21 protein-coding genes are annotated in these 24,437 nt (G+C 65.5%); 5 read left to right on the top strand and 16 right to left on the bottom strand.

The features are described from left to right. Window positions 1–121 precede the first annotated feature (121 nt). The 15 genes from ACPTTF_RS08365 to ACPTTF_RS08295 all read right to left on the bottom strand — a co-directional run bounded on the left by ACPTTF_RS08365 (window position 122) and on the right by ACPTTF_RS08295 (window position 19,729). Window positions 122–1,801 (bottom strand): SpoVR family protein, encoded by a 1,680-nt coding sequence (locus tag ACPTTF_RS08365; protein ID WP_166964231.1) that lies wholly within the window; start codon window positions 1,799–1,801, stop codon window positions 122–124. Then, window positions 1,798–3,066 (bottom strand): DUF444 family protein, encoded by a 1,269-nt coding sequence (locus tag ACPTTF_RS08360; protein WP_166964229.1) that lies wholly within the window; start codon window positions 3,064–3,066, stop codon window positions 1,798–1,800. Before ACPTTF_RS08360 ends, ACPTTF_RS08365 begins: the two co-directional genes overlap by 4 nt. A gap of 125 nt (window positions 3,067–3,191) precedes the next feature. After that, entirely contained in the window at window positions 3,192–5,114 is a 1,923-nt protein-coding gene (locus tag ACPTTF_RS08355) for a PrkA family serine protein kinase (RefSeq protein WP_166964227.1), read from the bottom strand. A gap of 550 nt (window positions 5,115–5,664) precedes the next feature. Continuing rightward, entirely contained in the window at window positions 5,665–7,431 is a 1,767-nt protein-coding gene (locus tag ACPTTF_RS08350; RefSeq protein WP_423370858.1) for a methyl-accepting chemotaxis protein, read from the bottom strand. Between the two features lie 277 nt (window positions 7,432–7,708). After that, window positions 7,709–8,638, bottom strand: a complete 930-nt coding sequence (gene rbsK, locus ACPTTF_RS08345; protein ID WP_423370857.1) for a ribokinase — start codon at window positions 8,636–8,638, stop codon at window positions 7,709–7,711. Continuing rightward, window positions 8,635–9,666: a LacI family DNA-binding transcriptional regulator gene (locus tag ACPTTF_RS08340; RefSeq protein ID WP_166964221.1), complete on the bottom strand. Its 1,032-nt coding sequence runs from the start codon at window positions 9,664–9,666 to the stop codon at window positions 8,635–8,637. The genes rbsK and ACPTTF_RS08340 overlap by 4 nt, the downstream gene beginning before the upstream one ends. Before the next feature lie 35 nt (window positions 9,667–9,701). Next, a complete protein-coding gene (locus tag ACPTTF_RS08335) occupies window positions 9,702–10,721 on the bottom strand; it encodes an ABC transporter permease (RefSeq protein WP_423370856.1) in 1,020 nt (339 codons plus the stop codon). Beyond that, window positions 10,718–12,331 (bottom strand): sugar ABC transporter ATP-binding protein, encoded by a 1,614-nt coding sequence (locus tag ACPTTF_RS08330; protein ID WP_423370855.1) that lies wholly within the window; start codon window positions 12,329–12,331, stop codon window positions 10,718–10,720. The genes ACPTTF_RS08335 and ACPTTF_RS08330 overlap by 4 nt, the downstream gene beginning before the upstream one ends. A gap of 146 nt (window positions 12,332–12,477) precedes the next feature. Next, a complete protein-coding gene (locus ACPTTF_RS08325; RefSeq protein WP_166964215.1) occupies window positions 12,478–13,428 on the bottom strand; it encodes a sugar ABC transporter substrate-binding protein in 951 nt (316 codons plus the stop codon). Window positions 13,429–13,689: 261 nt separating this feature from the next. After that, window positions 13,690–14,091 carry a DUF805 domain-containing protein gene (locus ACPTTF_RS08320; protein ID WP_423370854.1) on the bottom strand — a complete coding sequence of 134 codons (402 nt, stop codon included), beginning with the start codon at window positions 14,089–14,091 and terminating at the stop codon, window positions 13,690–13,692. Window positions 14,092–14,654: 563 nt separating this feature from the next. Next, the gene (locus tag ACPTTF_RS08315; protein ID WP_011351897.1) at window positions 14,655–15,581 is read right to left on the bottom strand and encodes a CysB family HTH-type transcriptional regulator; all 927 of its coding nucleotides are present in this window, start codon (window positions 15,579–15,581) and stop codon (window positions 14,655–14,657) included. Window positions 15,582–15,656: 75 nt separating this feature from the next. Continuing rightward, entirely contained in the window at window positions 15,657–16,715 is a 1,059-nt protein-coding gene (locus tag ACPTTF_RS08310) for a sulfate/molybdate ABC transporter ATP-binding protein (protein WP_027787478.1), read from the bottom strand. Window positions 16,716–16,728: 13 nt separating this feature from the next. After that, a complete protein-coding gene (cysW, locus tag ACPTTF_RS08305) occupies window positions 16,729–17,679 on the bottom strand; it encodes a sulfate ABC transporter permease subunit CysW (protein ID WP_166964211.1) in 951 nt (316 codons plus the stop codon). Continuing rightward, a complete protein-coding gene (gene cysT, locus ACPTTF_RS08300; protein ID WP_166964209.1) occupies window positions 17,676–18,569 on the bottom strand; it encodes a sulfate ABC transporter permease subunit CysT in 894 nt (297 codons plus the stop codon). The genes cysW and cysT overlap by 4 nt, the downstream gene beginning before the upstream one ends. A gap of 122 nt (window positions 18,570–18,691) precedes the next feature. Then, entirely contained in the window at window positions 18,692–19,729 is a 1,038-nt protein-coding gene (locus ACPTTF_RS08295) for a sulfate ABC transporter substrate-binding protein (protein WP_021157012.1), read from the bottom strand. A 264-nt stretch (window positions 19,730–19,993) separates the two neighbouring features. On the opposite strand from ACPTTF_RS08295, the gene lexA reads away from it, so the two are divergent. From lexA to ACPTTF_RS08280, 3 genes are read left to right on the top strand one after another with little or no spacing between them, the layout of a single operon-like run. Continuing rightward, complete coding sequence (gene lexA, locus ACPTTF_RS08290; protein WP_047900600.1) at window positions 19,994–20,641, top strand: transcriptional repressor LexA; 648 nt, start codon at window positions 19,994–19,996, stop codon at window positions 20,639–20,641. A 26-nt stretch (window positions 20,642–20,667) separates the two neighbouring features. Next, a complete protein-coding gene (locus tag ACPTTF_RS08285) occupies window positions 20,668–21,003 on the top strand; it encodes a hypothetical protein (RefSeq protein ID WP_423370853.1) in 336 nt (111 codons plus the stop codon). A gap of 29 nt (window positions 21,004–21,032) precedes the next feature. Continuing rightward, window positions 21,033–21,743 (top strand): DUF2939 domain-containing protein, encoded by a 711-nt coding sequence (locus ACPTTF_RS08280; protein ID WP_423371857.1) that lies wholly within the window; start codon window positions 21,033–21,035, stop codon window positions 21,741–21,743. Between the two features lie 85 nt (window positions 21,744–21,828). Here the strand turns inward: ACPTTF_RS08280 and ACPTTF_RS08275 are convergent, their stop codons facing one another. Beyond that, a complete protein-coding gene (locus tag ACPTTF_RS08275) occupies window positions 21,829–22,326 on the bottom strand; it encodes a universal stress protein (protein ID WP_423370852.1) in 498 nt (165 codons plus the stop codon). A 337-nt stretch (window positions 22,327–22,663) separates the two neighbouring features. Between ACPTTF_RS08275 and nodI the strand changes: the two genes are divergently transcribed. Then, the gene (nodI, locus tag ACPTTF_RS08270; protein ID WP_423370851.1) at window positions 22,664–23,578 is read left to right on the top strand and encodes a nodulation factor ABC transporter ATP-binding protein NodI; all 915 of its coding nucleotides are present in this window, start codon (window positions 22,664–22,666) and stop codon (window positions 23,576–23,578) included. Window positions 23,579–23,584: 6 nt separating this feature from the next. Next, window positions 23,585–24,418, top strand: coding sequence for an ABC transporter permease (locus ACPTTF_RS08265; RefSeq protein WP_166964203.1), 834 nt, complete (start codon window positions 23,585–23,587; stop codon window positions 24,416–24,418). Window positions 24,419–24,437 lie beyond the last annotated feature (19 nt).

Here is a 24,437-nt window from a genome sequence, read left to right as displayed (position 1 = left end):
TAAAGTAACAGGCTCTCCGGGTTCGTCCGGATGTAGAAAATTCTTCTCCCGCCACGTGTTCGTCATATGAAAACGCCAGCCCGCAGGCTGGCGTCCGATGCAAACTTTCCGCAGGCGCTGATCAGATGCGCACCTCCGGCGGTACGTAGCGGCACTCGTAGCGCTTGCGCACGGTGCCGGCCTCGTCGACGCTTTCCAGGAACACGTCGAATTGCCAGAGCCGCGCCATGTGCTTGAGCACCTCGTCGCTGTCGTTCGACAGGTGGCGGTTGTCGGTCATGAAGTGGCGCAGCGTGAGACTGCGGTCGCCGCGCGTGTTCACCGCCCACACCTGGATGTTCGGCTCGCGGTGATGGATGTCGTACTGCCTCGACAGTGCCTGTCGCACGTACTGGTAGCCCGAATCGTCGTGGATCGCCGACACCTCGAGCGAATCGCGCATGTCGTCGTCGAGCACCGAGAAGAGCCGCATGTCGCGGATCAGGCTCGGCGACAGGTACTGCGCGATGAAGCTCTCGTCCTTGAAGTTGCGCATCGCGTAGTGCATCGCCGGCAGCCACGGGGTGCCCGCGATCTCCGGAAACCACTTGTAGTCTTCCTCCGTCGGCGCTTCGCAGATCCGCCGGATGTCGCTCATCATCGAAAACCCGAGCGCATACGGGTTGATCCCGCTGTAGTACGGCTTCGTGACGGGCGGCTGGTAGACCACGTTGCTGTGCGAATGCAGGAACTCCATCATGAAGCTGTCTTCCAGCTTCCCTTGGTTGTACAGCGTATTCAGCAGCGTGTAGTGCCAGAATGTCGCCCAGCCTTCGTTCATCACCTGCGTCTGCCGCTGCGGATAGAAATACTGGCCGATCTTGCGCACGATGCGGATCACTTCCCGCTCCCACGGTTCGAGCAGCGGCGCATTCTTTTCCGCGAAATACAGCAGGTTCTCCTGCGGCTCGGGCGGATAGCGGTCTTCCTGTTCTTCCATCAGCTCGGGCTTCTTGCCCGGCAGCGTGCGCCACAGTTCGTTCACCTGCGACTGCAGGTACGCCTCGCGTTCGCGCCGCAGCGCGGACTCCTTCGACAGCGAAGGCTTCTGCGGCCGCTTGTAGCGGTCGACGCCGTAGTTCATCAGTGCATGGCACGAATCGAGCAGTTCCTCGACGCGATCGAGGCCGTAGCGCTCCTCGCATTCCGCGACGTAGTTCTTCGCGTACACGAGATAGTCGATGATCGCGTGCGCGTCGGTCCACAGCCGGAACAGGTAGTTGCCCTTGAAGAACGAGTTGTGCCCGTACGCCGCGTGCGCGATGACGAGCGCCTGCATCGTCATCGTGTTCTCTTCCATCAGATACGCGATGCACGGGTTCGAGTTGATGACGATTTCGTACGCGAGCCCCATCTGGCCGCGGCGGTAGCTCTTCTCGGTCGACAGGAAGTGCTTGCCGAACGACCAGTGACGGTAGTTCACGGGCATCCCGACCGACGCATACGCGTCCATCATCTGCTCGGCGCTGATCAGTTCGAGCTGGATCGGGTAGATGTCGAGCTCGTATTGTTCGGCAACCTGCGAGATGTGCGTGTCGTATTCCTCGAGCAGTTCGAACGTCCAGTCGGACGGGCACGGCAACGGCTTGCGTTCGGCAACGTTCATACGCGCTTCCTTTTGCCCTGGACCGGGCAAGTCGGCGGCCGGCGGCGGCGGTTCGGCCTGCCCGCGTTGCTGCGATGCGGCAGAGCCGGCCGTGTCGTCACCGGAAGGGCGCGGCGCATAGCCGCGCGACTCGTTGTGCAGATGGCGGGTCGTCATGACATTTCCACCTGCTTTTCGAACAATTCGCGAAACACCGGGTAAATGTCGGCGGCCGACTCCGCTTTTTTCATCGCGAGATGCGGCTGCGACAGGGCCAGTTGCGCGTATTCCAGCCACAGGTTCTGCTCTTCCGGCGCGACCTGGATATACGCGAAGTAACGCGTCTTCGTGAGGATATCCTCTTCCAGGATTTTGCGACACTTCGGCGAATCGTCGGTCCAGTTGTCGCCGTCGGACGCCTGCGCGCCGTAGATGTTCCACTCAGTCGGCGAGTAGCGCTCGTTCATCACCTTGCGCATCAGCTCGAGCGCACTCGACACCACCGTGCCGCCGCTTTCGGTCGAATGGAAGAAGGTGTCCTCGTCGACTTCCTCGGCACGCGTGTGGTGACGGATGAACACCACCTCGATGCGCTCGTAGTTACGCTTGAGGAACAGGTAAAGCAGGATGAAGAAGCGCTTCGACAGATCCTTGCGCTGCTCGTCCATCGAGCCCGACACGTCCATCAGGCAGAACATCACGGCCTGGCTCGACGGTTGCGGCTGCTTCACGCGGTTGATGTAGCGCAGGTCGAACGGATCGATGAACGGAATCCGCCAGATGCGCCCCTTCAGGTGATGGATCTCGGCCTCGAGCACCGCGATCTCCGCGCGCCGGTCTTCCGGATCGCTCTTCATCGCGTCGAGCTGCGCTTCGAGCTCGCGCAGCTCGTTGACGAGCGGCGAGCCGAGCGCGATGCGACGCCCGAGTGCGCTGCGCAGCGAACGCACGACATCGATGTTGTTCGGCGTGCCTTCCGCCGACCAGCCCGCGCGCACGTTCTTCCAGCTCGGCACCGTCAGCAGGTGCGTCTTCACAAGGCGCGGCAGTTCGAGATCGTCGAAGAAGTACTGCATGAACTCGTCGCGTGACAATTCGAACACGAAGTCGTCCTGCCCTTCGCCCTCGTTGCTCGCCTGACTGCCACCGCCGCCCGAGCCGCCCTGCGGGCGCGGGATCTTGTCGCCGCGCACGTAGTCCTCGTTGCCGGGGTGCACGTATTCGCGACGCCCGCCCGGCCCGTGCCGGAAATTCGGCTCGGCGATGTCCTTGCGCGGGATCGTGATGCTCTGCGTGCTCTGGATATCCTTGATGCTACGGTCGCGCACCGCGTCGGACACGGCACGACGAATGTAGTTCTTGACGCGACGCAGAAAGCGTTCGCGGTTGGCGATACTCTTGTTCTTGCCGGCCAGCCTGCGGTCGATGATTTGATGAAGCACTGCCGGTCTCCCGCTCGAAAGTCGATATGCCGGGACGCTCGCCGCACATGCCGTCTCCCGTCAAGCGGGCGGCGTCTCTGAAGTTGCCCGTACGGACTCGCCGTACGGGCGCGGTACCACGCGCGTCATGACGACTTGCGCACGCGCAGGTACCAGTCGCAAAGCAGCCTCACCTGCTTCGGCGTATAGCCCTTCGCGACCATCCGGTTCACAAAGTCCTCATGCTTGCGCTGTTCCTCCGCCGAACCCTTTGCGTTGAACGAAATCACCGGCAACAGTTCCTCGGTATTCGAGAACATCTTCTTCTCGATCACGACGCGCAACTTCTCGTAGCTCGTCCACACGGGGTTCTTGCCGGCATTCGCCGCCCGTGCACGCAACACGAAGTTCACGATCTCGTTGCGGTAATCCTTCGGATTACTGATGCCGGCCGGCTTCTCGATCTTCTCCAGCTCCGCGTTCAGCGCGGCGCGGTCGAAGCTCTCGCCCGTATCGTGATCGCGGAATTCCTGATCCTGGATCCAGAAGTCCGCATACGTGACGTAGCGGTCGAAGATGTTCTGGCCATACTCCGAATACGACTCGAGGTAGGCCGTCTGGATCTCCTTGCCGATGAATTCCGCGTAGCGCGACGCGAGCACGTCCTTCACGAAGGACAGGTACTTCTGCTCGGTTTCCGGCGGGAACTGCTCGCGTTCGATCTGCTGCTCGAGCACGTACATCAGGTGCACGGGGTTGGCCGCGACCTCGCTCGAATCGAAGTTGAACACGCGCGACAGGATCTTGAACGCGAAGCGTGTCGACACGCCCGTCATCCCTTCGTCCACGCCCGCGTAGTCGCGGTATTCCTGGTACGACTTCGCCTTTGGATCGGTGTCCTTGAGATTTTCGCCGTCATACACCTGCATCTTCGAGAACAGGCTCGAATTCTCCGGCTCGTGCAGGCGCGACAGCACCGAGAACTGCGACATCATCTTCAGCGTGCCCGGCGCGCAGACGGCCTCGGCCAGCGACGAGTTGCGGATCAGCTTCTCGTAGATCTTGGTCTCTTCCGAGACGCGCAGGCAATACGGCACCTTCACGACGAAGATCCGGTCGAGCAGTGCCTCGTTGTTGCGGTTGTTGCGGAACGCCTTCCACTCCGACTCGTTCGAGTGCGCGAGGATGATCCCGTCGAACGGAATCGCGCCGAAGCCCTCGGTGCCCTTGAAGTTGCCTTCCTGCGTGGCGGTGAGCAGCGGGTGCAACACCTTGATCGGCGCCTTGAACATTTCGACGAACTCGAGCAGGCCCTGGTTCGCGAGGCACAGGCCACCCGAGTAGCTGTACGCGTCGGCGTCGTCCTGCGCGTACTGTTCGAGCTTGCGGATATCGACCTTGCCGACCAGCGACGAGATGTCCTGATTGTTCTCGTCACCCGGCTCCGTCTTCGCGATGCCGACCTGCCGCAAGATCGACGGATAGCGACGCACCACGCGGAACTGGCGGATGTCGCCGTTGTATTCGTGCAGGCGCTTGACGGCCCACGGACTCAGGATGTTTTTCAGGTAGCGGCGCGGAATGCCGTACTGTTCCTCGAGGATCGGGCCGTCTTCGTCGTAGTCGAACAGCCCGAGCGGCGATTCGTTGACGGGCGAACCCTTCAGCGAATAGAACGGCACGCGCTCCATCAGTTGCTTCAGACGCTCGGCGATCGACGACTTGCCGCCGCCCACCGGGCCAAGCAGATAGAGGATCTGCTTCTTCTCTTCGAGCCCTTGCGCAGCGTGACGGAAGTATGCGACCACCTGCTCGATCACTTCCTCCATTCCGTAGAACTCACGGAATGCGGGATAGACCTTGATGACCTTGTTCGCAAAGATCCGCGACAGGCGCGGGTCGTTGCGGGTATCGATGTGTTCAGGTTCCCCGATTGCTGCCAGCATGCGTTCACCAGCCGTCGCGTACGCGGATGGATCGTTCTTGCAGAGCGCGAGATACTCCTCCAGCGAGAGCTCTTCCTCTCGCGTTTTTTCGAAGCGGTTCGCGAAGCTGCTGTAAATATCCATGCTACCTCCCTCGCCTGAGTCTGAAGACGTGCCTGCCTTCGTACGACTGCGCAGAAGCAAGCTCGTTCGAATTCATCCTAAACCCTTTCTTATTTTTTTTCACGAACTCTTCGTATGAAGTTCGTCATTCTCGGCAACACCGCTTGGACAACGCATTTCGTCGTTTTACAATCGACCTCCCGAGTCGCAGAAACTGCATCCGTCGCGTCTCGTCGAACAACGGAACGTCTTGTGCGTTGGACACATCCGACGTCGCCACTTCCCCCTTCATCCCTATACGTTCGAGCCGCTGTTTACGACGACACGTTGCGCGCGCCGTTACAAATTTTTTTCGCAGTGCCCTTACGGAGATACCCGTACAACGGATGCGGGAACTTCACACGCACCTGTACGCGCATCCGTCGATGCAGGTCACTCGACGCACGCGACAATGCGCGATCGTCATTCGTGCACATCGCCTGTCACATTTTTCCAGCGCAGAAACGACGACGCCCGCATGTCGCGGGCGTCGTTCTCAACCAAATGGGGATAGATGCGCGGCACGCGCGAATCAGAAGGTTTCCCAGTCGTCCGCGCCGGTGGTAGCCGCAGCCTGCGCGGGCGCAGCAGAGGCAGCGACGGGCTTGCGCACCGGTGCCACCGTGGCGGCGCGCTTCGGCGGTGCATCGCGATCGTCGCGCGCGGCAGCCTGGACGGGCGCGGCAACCGCTGCCGTGGGCGCACGCGGCGCGTGACGCACCGCATGCGGAGCCGCGGCACCCGCGCGTGACGTGTCGTCGTCGAGCTGGAATACCGCTGCTGTTTCACGCAGGCGCCCGGCCTGTTCGTCGAGCGACTGCGCGGCGGCCGCGGCTTCCTCGACGAGCGCCGCGTTCTGCTGCGTGACCTCGTCCATCTGCGCGACCGCGCGCGCCACCTGGTCGATCCCGCCGCTCTGCTCCTCGGACGCCGCCGCGATCTCGCCCATGATGTCCGTCACGCGCTGCACCGCGCCGATCACGTCGCTCATCGTGCGCCCCGCTTCATCGACCAGCGTGGAACCCGACCGGATGCGCTCCACCGACGCGTCGATCAGCACCTTGATCTCCTTGGCCGCGGTCGACGAACGCTGGGCCAGGCTGCGTACCTCGCCCGCGACGACCGCGAAACCGCGGCCTTCCTCGCCTGCCCGTGCGGCTTCGACTGCTGCATTCAGCGCAAGAATGTTGGTCTGGAACGCGATTCCCTCAATGATCGCGATGATGTCCGCGATCTTCGCCGAGCTGTCGTTGATCTCGCCCATCGTGCCGACCACCTGGCCGACCACCGTATTGCCCTTGTTTGCAATCTCCGACGCATTCGCGGCCAGCGAACTGGCCTGGCGTGCATTGTCCGCGTTCTGTTTCACGGTGCCGGTCAGCTGTTCCATGCTCGATGCGGTTTCCTGCAGCGCCGCGGCCTGCTCCTCGGTGCGCGACGACAGGTCGATGTTGCCGGCCGCAATCTGGCGCGCCGCGGTCGCAATCGACTCGCTGCCGCCGCGCACGGTGCGCACCGTGTCGACGAGCCCGCGCTGCATCTTGCCGAGGCCCTCGAGAAGCTGGCCCATCTCGTCATGCCGGTCCACGACGATCGGCCGACGCAGGTCGCCGGCAGCGATTGCGTCAAAATGCGAGAGCGCGTCGGCAATCGGGCGGCCGATCGCGCGGCTCAGCGTCAGCCACGACACCACCGCGGCGCCGAAGCCGGCCACCAGCGTGACGATCGCGAGCACGCGCAGCGTGTCGTACACCGATTCCGCGTGGTCGAAGCCGGTTTGCGCGTCACTGAACTGGAAGTTGCGCAGCGCCTCGCTCGACGTCGCGAGGTCGTTGTAGCGCGCCTGGAGCTGCTTGGCACCGTCGCCGATCCGGTCGGCCTGATTCGCGCCGACCACGCTCGCAAACGCGTCGCACTCGTGCTGCAACGCCTGCCGCTTCGCGGCGACGTCCTGTGCGAGCCGGTCTTCCTCCGGGCCGCGCGGCAACGCGAGGTACTTCTGCCACCACGCGTCGGACTGCGCGCGCATCGCGCGGCTTCGCTCCACGGCCGCCGCCGCGTCGGGCGTGGCGGCCAGGAGCGCCGCACGGTCGAGCGCCAGGCGTTCGCGCGCAGCGTAGATTTCGGCGACCGAGACGTCGACCGCGCTTGGCATCTGGTTCGTGAAGATATCGCGCGTCGTGTCGTTCGCGCGCGTCATTCCGTACAAGCCGAGCACGCCGACCACACCCAGGAGCACCGCCAGAAACGCCATCGTGAGACCGATGCGCGCACGAATCGTCAGGTTTTTGAACACCATCATCCTTCCTGTGTTGCGTCGTGATGGACGGGACGGGCCCGTCGCTTCGAAGCATTGCTTCGCTCGATACATTTACGACAGTGCACCGCACAACTTGATGGTGTTTCCGCTATTTTTTCGAATTATTCGTCTGTTTATTACAAACAGCTAAATGAAAATGCGCGTTTCGGCGTGTGCTGGAGGCAAGGCGATGGAAGGCCCTCCGCTTCCGGCGGGCGTCGCTGATACGCGGCCGGCCGTCGTTTGCGACGAACCGGCTGCGATGCGTGATCAGGCCCTATCCGGCCAGTTCGGCAAGCGTTGGAATCGACGGTTGCGCGCCCGATCGCGTGACCGACAGTGCCGCTGCGCGTTGCGCGAAGCGGATCGCCGTATCGACGTCCGCGCCGGCCGCGAGCCGCGCGGAAAAACCGCCGATGAAGGTATCGCCGGCCGCCGTCGTGTCGACGGCCTGCACGGCTGGCGCCGGATAATGCCGCGCGGCGCCATCGGCCGTCAGCGCAAGCACACCGCGCGCACCCAGCGTAACCAGCACGTTGCGTGCGCCGCCTGCCTGCAGCGCGCGCGCTGCCGCTTCCGCCTCCGCCGGGTCGCGCACCGGCAGCGCGGTCAGCGCGGCTGCCTCGACCTCGTTCGGGATCAGGTAATCGACGAGCGGCAGCCAGCCGTCCGGCAGCGGCGCGACGGCCGGGGCCGGATTGAGCACCACCGTGCGGCCGAGCCGGCGCCCGGCCGACAGCGCCGCGAACACCGCGTCCGGCGGCGTCTCGAGCTGGCAGATCAGCACGTCGGCCGACGCCAGCGCGGCCTCGTGCCGCGCGACCGTATCGGTCGTGACCTCGCCGTTGCCGCCCGCGACGATCACGATCGCGTTCTGGCTCGCATCGTCGACGACGATCAGCGCGACGCCGGTCGACGCCGACGCGCTCGTCGCGAGTCCCGCGCAGTCGATCCCCTCGGCTTCCAGGCCCGTGCGCAGTGCCGCGCCGTGCGCATCCGCGCCGACGCAGCCGATCATCGCGACCTGCGCGCCGAGCCGCGCGGCAGCGACGGCCTGGTTGCCGCCCTTGCCGCCCGCCGCCTGCGCGAACGCGTGTCCCGCGAGCGTTTCGCCGGGCAGCGGCAGACGCGGCGCGCGCACGACGAGATCCATGTTGAGGCTGCCGACCACCGTCACGCGGCCGGAGCCCGGTGCAGGCGCCGTCATGCGCGACCGCCGGAGGCCGGAGGCTCGCGGTAGACCGCCGTCGATTCACGCAGCACGAGACGCGGCGACACGACGCGCCGCCGGCTCGGCACGGCCGTCGAACCGCCACCGATCCGCTCGATCAAGGTCTGCGCGGCCATTTCGCCGAGCGCACGCACCGACTGGCCGACCGTCGACAGTGCCGGATACGTGTAGCGGGAGAATTCGATGTCGTCGAATCCGATGATCGAACAGTCGTCGGGCACGCGCATGCCGCGCTCGGCCGCCGCGCGCAGCGCGCCGACACCCATCAGGTCGTTGCCCGCGAAGATCGCGCTTGGCCGCACCGTTTCGAACAGCCGCGACGCCGCGTGATAACCGCCGAGGCACGAGAAGTCGCTTTCCGCGATCGCGCCCGGCACGATGTCGACGCCGCGCTCGGCCATCGCTCGGATGAAGCCGTGCACGCGCATCGCGCTGACCGCCGTGTCGGTCGGCCCGGTGATGCAGCCGATCTTTGCGTGTCCGAGCTCGAGCAGATGGCGCGTCGCCAGGTACGCGCCGCGCTCGTGGTCGATCTGCACGAGGTCGGCCGCGAGCCCCTCGATGTTGCGATCGACGACGACGAGCGGCGCATGGATGTCCGCGAGCGTCTGCGCGAGCACCGCATCCTCGCCGGCGGACGCGACGATCAGCCCGTCGATGCGCTTTTCCTGCAGCACGCGCAGGTAACTGCGCTGCTTCACGGGATCATCGTCCGAGTTGCAGAAGAACACGCAATAGCCATTGGCCGCGCACTGATCCTCGATGCCGCGCGCAAGCTCCGCGAAGTACGGATTCGTGCTGTTCGGCACGACGAGGCCGATGGTCGCTGTCGCACGCGCCTTCAGCGAGCGTGCCACGGCCGACGGCACGTAATTCAGCTCGCGGATTGCGCCCTCGACCTTCGCACGCACATCCGCGGACACCGGCCGCGAATTGTTCACCACGTGCGAGACGGTCGTAAACGACACGCCCGCCATGGCCGCCACATCCTTGATCGTCGCCATTTCCCGTTTCTCTCTGGTCTGTTCTGTCTGTCTTTCTACCGCACGCGCGTGCGCCGGCTGCGATACGTATCGAGCACGACCGCCACCACGATCACCGCGCCGGTGATGATCCGTTTCGTCGGCTCGTTCGCGCCGATCTGCGCCAGCCCCGCGGCCAGCACGGAGATGATCAACACGCCAAAGAACGTGCTGATCACCGAGCCGCGCCCGCCCATCAGGCTCGTGCCGCCGATCACGACGGCGGCGATCACCTGCAGTTCGAGGCCGACGCCCGCGTTCGGGTCGGCCGCCTCGAGCCGCGAAATCTGGAACAGCGACGCAAGCCCCGCGAACGCGCCCATCAATGCGAATACGAGAATTTTATACGGCCTCGGGTTAACCCCCGCAAGTCGGACCGCTTCTTCGTTCGTGCCGATCCCGACGAGATAGCGTCCGAACACGGTGCGCGTCAGCACGAACTGGGCCGCGATCATCACCGCGACCGCGATCAGGAATGCCGGCGAGATGCCCAGCGCGATCGGGTTCGACAGGAAATCGAACGCGTCGCCGATATAGGCCGTGCGCGAATTCGTCAGCTGGTACGCGAGGCCGCGCGCGGCCTCCAGCACGCCGAGCGACACGATGAACGACGGGATCCGCCAGCCGACCGTGACCGCGCCCGTCAGCGCGCCCGTGAGGGTCGCGACCGCGATGCCGATCAACGCGGCCGGCAGCGGCCCCCACTGCCATTTCAATGCGGCGACGCTGACCATCGACGCGGCGAGCGCGAGCACCGAACCGACCGACAGGTCGATCCCGGCGATGATCAGCACGAAGGTCATCCCGACCGACATCACCACGAGATCGGGAATCTGGTTCGCGATCGTGCTGAACGTGTCGTAGGTCAGGAAATGCGAGCTCAGCACCGAGAACAGCGCGATCATCGCGGCAAGCGCACCGGCGAGCCCGAGATAGTTCGACAGGCCGAGCCGCGTGCCGGACAGCATGCGCGCACGGCGCCCCGTCACGTCCTGCTGCGCGCCTGCGTCGGTCGGGGATACGGGAGGCTGGGTCATTGCTGTCGTCCTGTCGTCGAAGTGCCCGGAGCGGCGCCTGGCGCCTGCCCCGCGGCCGGATGCTGCACGCTGCCCGGCAGCGTCTCGCGGCCGAAGCCGGCGAACGCCGCGGCCAGCAGCGCATCCTGGGTCCAGTTGCCGCGCTCGAACACGGCGGTCATGCGGCCGGCCGACATTACGCCGATCCGGTCGCAGATCAGCATCAGCTCGCGCAGGTCGCTCGACACGACGACGAGCGCGCGGCCTTCGCGCGCGAGCGCACCCATCAAAGTGTAGATCTCGAACTTCGCGCCGACATCGATCCCGCGGGTCGGTTCGTCGAACAACAATACGCCCATGTCGCGCGCGAGCCAGCGGCCGATCACGACCTTCTGCTGGTTGCCGCCCGACAGCTCGCCGACCGTCTGCGCCGCGCCGTGCGTGCGGATCCGCAGCGCGTCGATCTGCTGCTCGGCGAGCGCCGTTTCACGCGCGCGGTCGACGATGCCGCCGCGCGCGAGCCGGTCGAGCTGGCCGAGCGACACGTTCGCGGTGATCGACTGCGTGAGCAACAGCCCTTCGCCCTTGCGATCCTCGGTGATCAGCGCGATACCGTGCTTCACCGCCTCGACGGGCGAACCGATCCGTACCGGCTTCGGCGGCTGGCCGATCGCGATCGTCCCCGCATCCGGCGCATCCGCGCCGTAGATCAGCCGCAGCAATTCGGTGCGCCCCGCGCCGATCAGCCCGGAGATGCCGAAAATCTCGCCCCCGCCCACTTCGAGCGACACGTCCCGCACGGCCCCGCCGCGCGAGAGGCCCGACACGACGAGCCGCGGCGCGCCGATACGACGCTCGCCGAGATCGATCTGCTCGCCGATCTCGCGCCCGACCATCAGCGTGACGAGCCCGTCGGACGTCGTCGCCGCCATGTCGCCCGCGTGAACGAGCCGGCCGTCGCGCAGCACCGCAACGCGCTCGGCGACCCGCGCGAGTTCCTCGAGCCGGTGCGAGATGTAGACGATCGCGACCCCGCGCGCCTTCAGCCGGTCGATCTGCTCGAACAGCAGCTCGACTTCACGCGCCGTCAGCATCGCGGTCGGTTCGTCGAGAATCAGCACGCGACAGTCGCCGATCAGGTTGCGCGCGATCTCGACCATCTGCTGGTGGCCGATGCCGAGCGCGCCCACCGGCGTATCGGGATCGACCGTGTCGAGCCCGACCTGCGCCATCGCGACCCGCGCGTCCTCACGCAGCTGCGCGCGATCGATGATCCCGAAGCGCCGCGGCAGGCGGTTCAGGAACAGGTTTTCGGCGACGGTCAGCGTCGGCAGCAGGTTCAGCTCCTGCATCACCATGCGCACGCCGAGCGCCTCGGCCTGCGTGCGGCTGGCCGGTGCATACGCGTGGCCGCCCAGCTGCATCGTGCCGGCGGTCGGCTCGACGAGCCCGCCGATGATCTTCGACAGCGTGCTCTTGCCCGCACCGTTCTCGCCCGTCAGCGCGAGCGCCTGGCCCGCCGCCAACGTCAGCGTGACGTCGGCGAGCACGGGCTCGGCATAGGTCTTGCCAATGCCGGATACGGACAGCACGGGGGGGGCTGAACGGGAGGGTTGGAAAGTCGGGTCCATCGCGATCCTGGTTGCGGCCGCGCGCACGCGGCGCGCGGGTGTGACGCTCACAAGTGCATGTGCATGCAGTGGCCGTGATCGCGCTCACCCCGGGATAACGGCCGCCGCGCCAAATTCTTGAGGACGGCGGCCGCATCGGGGCTGCGTCACTTCGTCACGAGATCCACCGGCGTCTCGACCACGCCCGACATGTCGGCCTGCTTGCGATGCTCGGCGATCGCCTTGAGCGCCGTGTCGATGCCGAACACGGCCTGCTTCGCCGCGTACTGATCGGCGGTCGCGAGCACGCGGCCGTCCTTCAGCATCGGCTTGATCGCGTTGATGTTGTCGTAGCCGACCACGAGCACCTTGCCCTGCTTGCCGGCCGCGCGCACGGCCGACACGGCGCCGATCGCCATGTTGTCGTTGCCGCACAGCAGCGCCTTCAGGTTCGGGTATTCGTTGAGCATCGCGGCAGCGACCGCATTGCCCTTGTCGATCTCCCATTCGCCGGACTGCACCGACACGACCTTCATCCCGCCCGCCTTCATCGCGTCCTGGAAGCCGGCCGTGCGCTGCTGCGCGTTGGTCGTCGTCGACACGCCTTCGACGATGCCGACCTGGTCGCCCGCCTTCAGCCGCTTCGCGAGGTAATCGCCGATCTTGCGCGCGCCCTTGCGGTTGTCCGGGCCGACGAACGGCACGTTCAGGTTCTTCGACTTCAGCACGTCAGGATCGAGCCGGTTGTCGATGTTCACGACGATGATGCCGGCGTCGACCGCCTTCTTCACGACCGGCACGAGCGCCTTCGAATCGGCCGGCGCGAGCACGATCGCATCGACCTTCGACACAATCATCTGCTCGACGATGCGGATCTGGTTCGCGGTGTCGGTCTCGTCCTTGATACCGTTGGTGATCAGGTCGAACTGGCTCGCGTTGTGTTTCTGGTATTCCTTCGCGCCCGTTTCCATCGTCAGGAAGAACTCGTTGGCGAGCGACTTCATCACGAGCGCAACCTTCGGCTTGGCTGCAGATTGCGCGTGGACGGCCGGTGCGGCGGCGACCGCGACGGCTGCAAGCGCGGCGGTCAGGAAGCGACGGCGAAAGAGAACATTCATACACATCTCCTGGCGACTGGCCCCAAGGGCCGGACGATTGTTTGGCTGTTGTTTTAATGTGAGCAAACGTTTGCGCCACACTACCCGGGCAATGGCCATCGATGCTGCTGTCGGTACCACGGAATGGAAGCGAGGCAGACGGCCGACTGCCTGACGCGTGCTGTCGTTTACGCGTCGCCGCCGGCGAGAAGCCGGCGGAGTGAGGGCTATGCTGTACCGATTCGCGTCGGCGCGCAACCTGTCTGATCAATATTTAAGGGTTTATTCGGAGCGCGCGTCACGCCGGTCCTGCGGCGCCTGCTCGTCTTCATCGGCTGACGGCGGCTCGCCAAATCGGTTCGCATGCGGCGTGCCGGCAATGAAGCCGTTCATCACGAACAACGCGAGCGCGCCGGCGATCGGCACGAACAGCAACAGCATCCACCATCCGGACTTGTCGATGTCGTGCAGCCGCTTCACACCGACCGCAATCGACGACCATCCCGCGACGACAGCGATGACGACGAGAACCAGCATCGCCAGCAACGGCAGATCGTCATCCGGCGAGCCGCGCGAACCGGCATCGAAAAACGCACTGAGCAAAGCGGAAACCAGCGCGTAGATCCACCACGGCAGACGCCCGATCCGGCCTTCGAAGGAAAAGAGAAACCATTTCAGATTCATTGTTTACCTCTTCGTCACGCGTGTTGCGTGCTGCGCGCCATGTCGCCGAGTGTGTCGGAACGGGCGCTCCGCGTGCATGGTTTCGTGAATGCGAACGGGCTGTGGGTAACGCGCTCCGCAGGTCGTTCCGGCGTTGCGCATGGTGTCGTTGATGCGGGCCTGTCGGTCAGGATGGCGGCCAAAGAGCCGCCTCGACACCCGTCAGCCGGCATCCACGCGCATTGAATCACATCTGAGGAGAAACGGGGCGTCCGGTACGGCGGATCGCTGAACCCGATACGAGGCGCTCGAACCTGCCGCCTCGATTTCGCGCTGGCCGGCGAGCGCATGTCGCGCGCCGTATGTGGTGATGAATCGGACTGGAAGCCGCGACTGCGGCCGATGATTCGGTGATTCGGTGATTCGGTGATTCGGTGATTCGGTGATTCGGTGATTCGGTGATTCGGTGATTCGGACAACCAAGGCGGCGGCAGATCGCCTGCCGCTGCCCGATGCACGACAACACGCGCAGGTACGTTGCGTCATCCGCAGTGATGGCGCGGATGACGCACGACGCGCCGTCGTCAAACGGCTTCGCGCAACATCCCCGCGATTTCCGCTTCGTTCAGGTGCGGCGCAAACATCTCGATCAGCCGGTACGCATATGCGCGCAGGAACGCGCCCTTGCGCAGCCCGACCCGCGTCGTGCTCGCCTCGAACAGGTGCTGCGTATCGAGCGCGACGAGCCCCGTGTCGCGCTGCGGATCGTAGGCCATCGCCGCGACGACGCCGATCCCCATCCCGAGTTCGACATAGGTCTTGATCACGTCCGCGTCGATCGCGGTCAGCACGACATCGGGCACGGCGCCCGCCTGCGTGAACGCCTGGTCGATGTGCGAGCGGCCCGTGAAGTCCTGGTCGTACGTGATGATCGGGTACTCGGCGATTTCCTCGAGCGTCAGGTTCTCGCGGCCGACGAGCGGATGGCCCTTCGGCACGACGACCGTGTGGTGCCACGAATAGCACGGGAACGTGACGATGTCCGGATAGCGGTCGAGCGCTTCGGTCGAGATGCCGAGATCGGCCTCCCCGTTCAGGATCATCTGCGCGATCTGCTGCGGGCTGCCCTGGCGCAGCGCGAGATGCACCTTCGGGAACACGTCGGTGAACTGACGGATCACCTTCGGCAGCGCGTAGCGCGCTTGCGTGTGCGTCGTCGCGACGACGAGGTGGCCGCTGTCCTGGTCGGCGAACTGGCGCGCGACGCGGCGCAGGTTCTCGGCATCGAGCAGCATCCGCTCGATCAGCTGGTGCACGGCCTTGCCGGGCTCCGTGAGCCCCGTCAGCCGCTTGCCGCGCCGGATGAAGATGTCGACGCCCAGCTCATCTTCGAGATCCTTGATCTGCTTCGACACGCCCGACTGCGACGTGTACAGCACGTTCGCGACTTCCGTCAGGTTCATGTTCTGGCGCACCGCTTCGCGCACGAACCGCAATTGCTGAAAATTCATGGGTATGCCTCTTAGGCTGTCGTTGTTTGATTGTCTGATCGGAGCGCGTTCCGCCCCCTGCCCTGCATTCTGTCGTCAACGCGCGGGAAACACACGCACCGCGCGCGGCACCGCCGTCGCACCATCGCCGACCTGCAGCGACAGCGCACGCCATGCGTCGCGATCGAGTTCCGCCTCGAGCGCGCCGCCTGCGCGCGCCTCGAGCTCCACCCGCACCGAACCACCGAGCGGAATCACGCGGCGCACGTCCACCGCGATGCCGTCGCGGTGCCCTTCGCCCGCCGGCCACAACTGCAGATCGTGCGGTCGCACGTAGGCGTTCGCGGGGCCCGCGAAATCGGCGTCGACCTCGATCGGCGCTGCCGCGCCCTCGGCGACGAAGCCGCGCCCGGCCACTGTGCCCGGCAGCCGGTTCGCCGCGCCGAGAAACTCGTAGACGAACGCGCTTTGCGGATGATCGTAGACGTCCTGCGGGCTGCCGACCTGCTCGACGTGGCCGCGGTTCAGCACGACGATGCGGTCCGCGACTTCCAGCGCCTCCTCCTGGTCGTGCGTGACGAAGATCGTCGAGATGTGCAGGTCGTCGTGCAGGCGACGCAGCCAGCCGCGCAGCTCCTTTCGTACCTTCGCGTCGAGCGCGCCGAACGGCTCGTCGAGCAGCAGCACCTTCGGCTCGACCGCGAGCGCGCGGGCGAGCGCGATGCGCTGGCGCTGGCCGCCCGACAGCTCGGACGGATAACGCTGCGCGAGCCAGTCGAGCTGCACGAGCTTCAGCAGCTCGTGCACCTTGTCGCGGATCGCGCTTTCCGACGGCCGCTCGCGGCGCGGTTTCACGCGCAGCCCGAACGCGACGTTCTCGAACACCGTCATGTGGCGGAACAGTGCGTAGTGCTGGAACACGAAACCGACCTGGCGATCGCGCGCGCCGACCGACGCGACGTCGAGCCCCTGCAGCACGACCTGGCCGGCATCCGCGTGCTCGAGGCCCGCGATCACGCGCAGCAGCGTGGTCTTGCCGCAGCCGGACGGCCCGAGCAGCGCGACCAGTTCGCCGGGCGGGAAGTCGAGCGACACGTTGTCGAGCGCCGTGAAATCGCCGAAGCGCTTCTGAAGGTTACGGACGGTGATACCCATTCTGGTTGCCTCTTTACGATTTCGACGAAACGGCGGCGACGGGGCCGGCATGTGCGGGAACGGTGTCGCGCGCGCCGGCCAGCTCGGCGGCGAGATGGCGCTCGGCGAGCAGCTTCAGCGCGAGCGTGACGAGCGCGAGCAGCGCCAGTACCGACGCCACGGCGAAGGCCGCCGCGAAGTTGTATTCGTTGTACAGGATCTCGACGTGCAGCGGCATCGTGTCGGTCACGCCGCGGATGTGGCCCGACACGACCGACACCGCGCCGAACTCGCCCATCGCGCGCGCGTTGCACAGGATCACGCCGTACAGCAGGCCCCACCTCACGTTCGGCAGCGTCACGCGGCGGAAGATCTGCCAGCCCGACGCGCCGAGCACGCGCGCGGCTTCTTCCTCGTCGGTGCCCTGCGCCTGCATCAGCGGAATCAGCTCGCGCGCGACGAACGGGAACGTGACGAAGATCGTCGCGAGCACGATGCCAGGCACGGCGAAGATGATCTGTACGTCGTGATCCTGCAGCCACGGACCGAACCAGCCCTGCGCGCCGAACAGCAGCACGTATACGAGGCCCGAGATCACCGGCGACACGGAGAACGGCAGGTCGATCAGCGTCGTCAGCAGCGCCTTGCCGCGGAATTCGAATTTTGCGATCGCCCACGATGCGCACACGCCGAACACGAGGTTCAGCGGCACGGCGATCGCGGCGACGGTCAGCGTCAGCTTGATCGCCGACCACGCATCGGGATCGGCCAGCGATTCGAGATAGAAGCCGACGCCTTTTCTCAGCGCCTCGACGAACACCGCGGCAAGCGGCACGACGAGGAAGAACGCAAGGAACGCCAGCGCGATGCCCGTGAGCAGCCAGCGCACGACGCGCGACTCGCTGACGGGGTCGAGCCGCTTCGCGGCGCGCCCCTGCGCGGCCGAAGACGGGGTTTTCAGCACGACGGTGGCCTCCTGGCTCATTGCTGGCCTCCTGCTGCGACGGCGATGACGGTAGCGGGCGCGGGACCGCTCGCGCCCTTGCTCGTGCGGCGCTGCAGATACCACTGCAGCGTGTTGATCAGCAGCAGCATCAGGAACGACACGACGAGCATCACGACCGCCAACGCGGTCGCGCCCGCGTAGTCGTACTGCTCGAGCTTCGTGATGATGAGCAGCGACGTGATCTCGGATTTCATCGGCACGTTGCCGGCGATGAAGATCACCGATCCGTATTCGCCGAGCGCGCGCGCGAACGCGAGCGCGAAACCGGTGAGGAGCGCCGGCAGCACGGCCGGCAGCACGACGCGGCGGAACGTCAGCCAGCGCGACGCGCCGAGGCATGCGGCGGCCTCTTCCTGCTCGCGCTCGAAATCCTCGAGCACCGGCTGCACCGTGCGCACGACGAACGGCAGCCCGATGAAGGTGAGCGCGACCAGCACGCCGGCCGGCGTGAACGCGATCTTGATACCGAGCGGCGCGAGATACTGGCCGACCCAGCCGTTGGTCGCGTAGACGGCCGCGAGCGAAATGCCGGCGACCGAGGTCGGCAGCGCGAACGGCAGGTCGACGATCGCATCGACGAGGCGCTTGAACGGGAACGTGTAGCGCACGAGCACCCACGCGACGAGGAAGCCGAACACGGCGTTGATCAGCGCGCCGCCGAGCGCGGACGTGAACGTCAGCCGGTACGACGCGAGCACGCGCGGCGACGTGACGGCGGTGACGAACTGGTCCCACGACAGCGTCGCGGTCTTCAGGAATGTGGCAGCGAGCGGTATCAGCACCACGAGGCTCAAATAGGCCACCGTGATGCCTAGCGTCACGCCGAAACCGGGCAGCGCGCTCGGCTTGCGAAAGGTGTACGTCGTCATCGGATGCTCTTGCTGGGTCGATGCTGCTCATGGGTCCGACGCAAACGCCGGCGCGATGCATTGCGCCGGCGGCCCGTCGAGGGTGCGGCGCGCTATCGTGGCGCGCCGCTGTCGTTATGGCGTTACTGCGGCTTGTAGATCGAATCGAACACGCCGCCGTCCGCGAAATGCGTCTTCTGCGCATTCGTCCAGCCGCCGAAGGTATCGTCGACCGTGTACAGCTTCAGCTTCGGGAACTGCTTCGTCAGTTCCGCCGGCACGTTCTTCGAACGCGGCCGGTAGTAGTTGCGCGCCGCGATCTCCTGGCCCTGCGGGCTGTACAGGAAGTTCAGGTACGCCTCGGCCAGCTTGCGCGTGCCCTTCTTGTCGACCACCTTGTCGACCACCGCGACGGGCGGCTCGGCCAGGATGCTCACCGACGGCACGACAATCTCGAACTTGTCGGTGCCGAATTCCTTGACCGACAGGAACGCCTCGTTTTCCCATGCGATCAGCACGTCGCCGATCCCGCGCTGCACGAAGCTCGTCGTCGCGCCGCGCGCGCCGGAATCGAGCACGCCGGCGTTCTTGTAGAGCTTCGTGACGAAGTCCTTCGCCGTCTGCTCGTTGCCGCCCGGCTTGTGCTGTGCGTACGCCCATGCGGCCAGGTAGTTCCAGCGCGCGCCGCCGGACGTCTTCGGGTTCGGCGTGACGATCGAGATGCCCGGCTTGGTCAGGTCGTCCCAGTCCTTGATCCCCTTCGGATTACCCTTGCGCACCAGGAACACGATCGTCGACGTGTACGGCGACGCGTTGTCGGGCAGGCGCTTCTGCCAGTCCTTGTTGACGAGCCCCTTGTTCGCGAGCGCGTCGATGTCGTACGCCAGCGCCAGCGTGACGACGTCGGCCTGCAGGCCGTCGAGCACCGAGCGCGCCTGCGCGCCCGACCCGCCGTGCGACTGCTTGAAGTTGACGGTCTCGCCCGTCTTCGCCTTCCACTCCTTGCCAAACGCCTGGTTGAAATCCTGATACAGCTCGCGCGTCGGGTCGTACGACACGTTCAGGAAGGTCGTATCGGCCTGGGCGTGCGTCGCGACGCCCAGCGCCGCCGCCGCGCCCAGCGCGAGTGTTGCGATCAGGCGGCCCACTCCGCCCACCAGCCCCGTATTGCGCTTGCCCATCCTTGGTTCTCCAGTGTTGTCGGTATTGCGATGTCGGGCCAGTCTAACGAACGGGTTACATGATTAAAAATAATCGTTCCTCATTTTTTAATACCCAAAAGTGCTAACGCATACGGGATGGACGGTTGCGGCAGATGAACCGCCGTCCGGACGTCGTGAAATCGCGCCGGAACCGGCGTGATCGCGACGAACCTCACGTAACACTTGAAATTCGCGAACTACTGTATAAAAATACAGCTCACTGTCTATCCATACAGTTGAGCCATGACCAAACTGACCGCCCGCCAGCAGCAAGTGTTCGACTTGATCCGTCGCGCGATCGAGCGCTCCGGATTCCCGCCCACCCGTGCCGAGATCGCGGCCGAACTGGGCTTCAGCTCGCCGAATGCGGCCGAGGAGCACCTGCGCGCACTGGCGCGCAAGGGCGTGATCGAGTTGGCCGCCGGCGCGTCGCGCGGCATCCGCCTGCTCGGCCTTGAAGATTCCCCGCACCAGTTCACGCTGCCGCACGCCGGGCTGATGCAGCTGTCGCTGCCACTCGTCGGCCGCGTGGCAGCCGGTAGCCCGATCCTCGCGCAGGAGCACATCTCGCAGCATTACGCGTGCGATCCCGCGCTGTTCTCCAGCAAGCCCGACTACCTGCTGAAAGTGCGCGGCCTTTCTATGCGTGACGCCGGCATTCTCGACGGCGACCTCCTCGCCGTGCAGAAGCGCACGGAAGCGAAGGACGGCCAGATCATCGTCGCGCGTCTCGGCGACGACGTCACGGTCAAGCGCCTGATGCGCCGGCCGGGCGGTCTCGAGCTGATCGCGGAGAACCCGGATTACGAAAACATCTTCGTCAAGGCCGGCAGCGCGGAATTCGCGCTGGAAGGCATCGCCGTCGGGCTGATCCGCTCGGGCGAACTCTGACATTCCGTCTCGCTGAGGAGAACATCATGGAACGCCTTGCCCGTCTGCTGCCTTTCCGTCAATTCGGTCGCCTGCGTCACCTGCGCGGCCGCACGCCCTGCGCACCGCTGTCCGCGGCGGCGCCTGTGCAAGAAGAAGTCGCAGTCGAACAGCAGGCGTCCCTGCTGCCGTCGGCGCTCCCCGCTTTCGCGCGGGTATCGCTGAACGCCGGCCTGAATCACGCGGAACCCGCGCGCCGTGCGCCGGTGCGCGTCTATCACGGCCGTTCGCGCCTGATCATGGTCGGCACGATCGATGCCGTGTGCCGGATGATCGATCGCTGCATCGCAGAGGAACGATCGGCCACGCCAGGCGGTCTCTGATTGCGGAACATCCCCGCACCGGAGGCAACGTGACAGGATCTTCGGGCCGCATATGGCGGCTCAAGCCCCTGCTGATCGTCGTGGTGGCCGTCGCCGTCATTGCGGCGATCGGCTATGCCTACGCGTCGCCGTACGTCGCGCTCGGCCGCCTGAAATCGGCGATCGATGCGCGCGATGCACAGGCCATCAGTGAATATGTCGATTTTCCGTCGCTGCGCATCAGCCTGAAGCAGCAGGTCACGGAAGAGTTGATGCGCCGGATCGACGCGGTGAAGAAGAACAATCCGTTCGCGGTGATTGGTGCACTGATCGGGTCTGCCCTGATCGGCCCGCTGGTCGATGCGTACGCGACCCCGGAGGGCGTGGCCGCGCTGATGAGCGGGTTGCCACCGCGTGGCAATCCGGGTGAGCGCCCGCCCGATTGGCCGAATCGGCCGCAAGGCAATGCGCCTGCAGACACGCCGGCCGCACCGCAGGCCAATCCGGCACCGGCAAGCGCCGTCGCTCCGGGCAACAACGCGGCGGCTGCGTCATCGCCGGCACCCACCTCTACCGCACCGGCCAGTGCGAACGATGCAACGCATGCGCCGCATCAGCAGCAAACCAGCGCGGGCTACCGGAATATCGATGAATTCGTCGTGACCTACCAGCGCAGTGCCGACGGCACGCGCTACGCGGCGATATTCCACCGCTTCGGGCTGTTCTCGTGGAAATTGTCCGCGATCGACCTGCACGCGTAGCAGGCCGCGCGGTACCCGCGCCGCTGATGCGGCACGGCGCCTGACCGGCGCGGATCGCCGGTCAGGCCGTCATCGAATCATTCGATCATTTGCCATTCGCCGTGGCGGCTTCCCGCTCACGCGCGATTTCTTCCTTCTGCTCCTGTGCCGACGAACACGCCACCAGGATGCTGCAGTTGACGCGATCGAGCAGTTGCGTGTTGCCCGAGCCCATCCACCATCTCGACAGCCCGCTGCGGCAGCGGTGGCCGACGACAACGAGGTCAACCTTCAGCTCCATCGCGAGATTCGCGATTTCGTCGATCGGATAGCCGAACGCGAAATGGCCTTCGGCCTGCACGCCGCGCTCGCGCAGCCAGTTCACCCCTTCCTGCAGGATTTCACGCGCGGTTTCCTCGAACCGGCCGCACGCGACGTCGGTCAGCAAGCCTGCGCTCTGCGCGATGCTCGAGCGCATGTCGACGACCGACAGCAAATGCGTCTCGGCCTTCAGGTCCATCGCGAGATTGGCGCCGCAGCGCAGTGCCTTGCGCCCTTCGAGCGTGCCGTCGTAACACAGCAGAATCTTGTTGTAGCTAGCCATGAAACCTCCCTATCGCAACAACGAGCCTACGCATTCATCATGGTGCGCCGCAATTCAGGACGCAAGGGATGGAAAACGCTGATTCGCCCCGCTCGGCGCGTGCGCGATGATGCGGTGCACGATCGGTGCGCGCATGCATCGCACCGTGCAGGCATGCCCTGAAGAGACGCAGCCGATGCACTAGAATGGCCCGTTCGTACTCCAGCGGGCCAGCAGGCGCCGGCGTCGTGCGCTTCGGTCATGCCCGTGTGACACGCAATCGTCCGATCGGTTCGCCAGCCGGCTACGCATCCGGCAGCGGAACGCTTCCGCGCCCGCTTACAACGACAACATGCCCATGTCCGTTGCACCGATCGATTTCCGGAACGTCGAAAAGCGCTTTGGCGACAAGCTCGTCGTCAACGGCCTGTCCTTCACCGTACAGGCCGGCGAATGCTACGGCCTGCTCGGGCCCAACGGCGCCGGCAAGACCACCACGCTGAAAATGCTGCTCGGCCTCACACATCCCGATGCAGGCGCCATTTCGCTCTGCGGCGAACCGGTTCCATCGCGTGCGCGACATGCGCGCCAGCGCGTCGGGGTCGTCCCGCAGTTCGACAATCTCGACCCCGACTTCAGCGTGCGCGAGAACCTGCTCGTCTTCAGCCGCTATTTCGGCATGTCGGCGCAGGCTGCGCGCGCGCTCGTGAAGCCGCTGCTCGAATTCGCGAAGCTCGAGAACAAGGCCGATGCGAAGGTCGGCGAGCTGTCGGGCGGCATGAAGCGCCGCCTCACGCTCGCCCGTGCGCTCGTCAACGATCCCGATGTGCTGGTGCTCGACGAGCCGACGACGGGGCTCGACCCGCAAGCGCGTCACCTCATGTGGGAGCGGCTGCGCTCGCTGCTCGCTCGAGGCAAGACGATCCTGATCACCACGCACTTCATGGAAGAAGCCGAGCGCCTGTGCGACCGCCTGTGCGTGATCGAGGAAGGCCGCAAGATCGCCGAAGGCGCGCCGCACGCGCTGATCCAATCGGAGATCGGCTGCGACGTGATCGAGATCTACGGGCCCGATCCGGCCACGCTGCGCGACGAGCTGGCGGCGTTCGCAAAACACACCGAGATCAGCGGCGAGACGCTGTTCTGCTACGTGAGCGATCCGGAACCGCTCAGCGCGCGACTCAAGGGTCGCGCGGGGTTGCGCTATCTGCATCGCCCGGCCAATCTGGAAGATGTGTTCCTGCGGCTCACGGGCCGCGAAATGCAGGACTGATCGATCATGGACGTGCGCAACTATTCCGCCACCGCACCGTCGGCACCGCCGCGTGTGTCACGCTTCGCGATCGCGATGCCCGCGAACGCGACCAACTGGATCGCCGTCTGGCGGCGCAACTATCTCGTCTGGCGCAAGCTCGCGCTCGCGTCGCTGTTCGGCAATCTTGCCGATCCGATGATCTATCTGTTCGGCTTGGGGTTCGGGCTCGGCCTGATGCTCGGCCACGTCGACGGCGTGTCGTATATCGCGTTCCTCGCGGCCGGCACGGTCGGGTCGAGCGTGATGATGTCCGCGAGCTTCGAGTCGATGTATTCGGGTTTCTCGCGGATGCACGTGCAGCGCACGTGGGAAGCGATCATGCATACGCCGCTTGCGCTCGGCGACATCGTGCTCGGCGAGATCGTCTGGGGAGCCAGCAAGGCGATGCTGTCGGGGGCCGCGATCATGCTCGTCGCGGGGGCGCTCGGCTATGCGCAGTTTCCGTCGATGCTCGCGGCGCTGCCCGTGATCGCGCTCGCAGGCCTCGCGTTTGCGAGCATCGCGATGATCGTCACGGCGCTCGCGCCGTCCTACGATTTCTTCATGTTTTATCAGACGCTCGTGCTGACGCCGATGCTGCTGCTGTCGGGCGTGTTCTTCCCGACCACGCAGCTGCCGCCGATCGCGCAGTACGCAGCGCAGGCGCTGCCGCTCGCGAATGCCGTCGAGTTGATCCGGCCCGCGATGCTCGGTCGGCCGGCGACCGACGTCGCGCTGCATGTCGCGGTACTCGCCGGCTACGCGGTCGGCGGATTCCTGCTGTCCGCGTGGCTGTTCCGGCGGCGGATGATGCGCTGACGGCCGACGCATCGGGCGC

It is taken from the genome of Burkholderia crassaminum (assembly GCF_964265005.1).
Taxonomy (GTDB): domain Bacteria; phylum Pseudomonadota; class Gammaproteobacteria; order Burkholderiales; family Burkholderiaceae; genus Burkholderia.
This window is presented reverse-complemented; position numbering and strand designations above follow the sequence as displayed.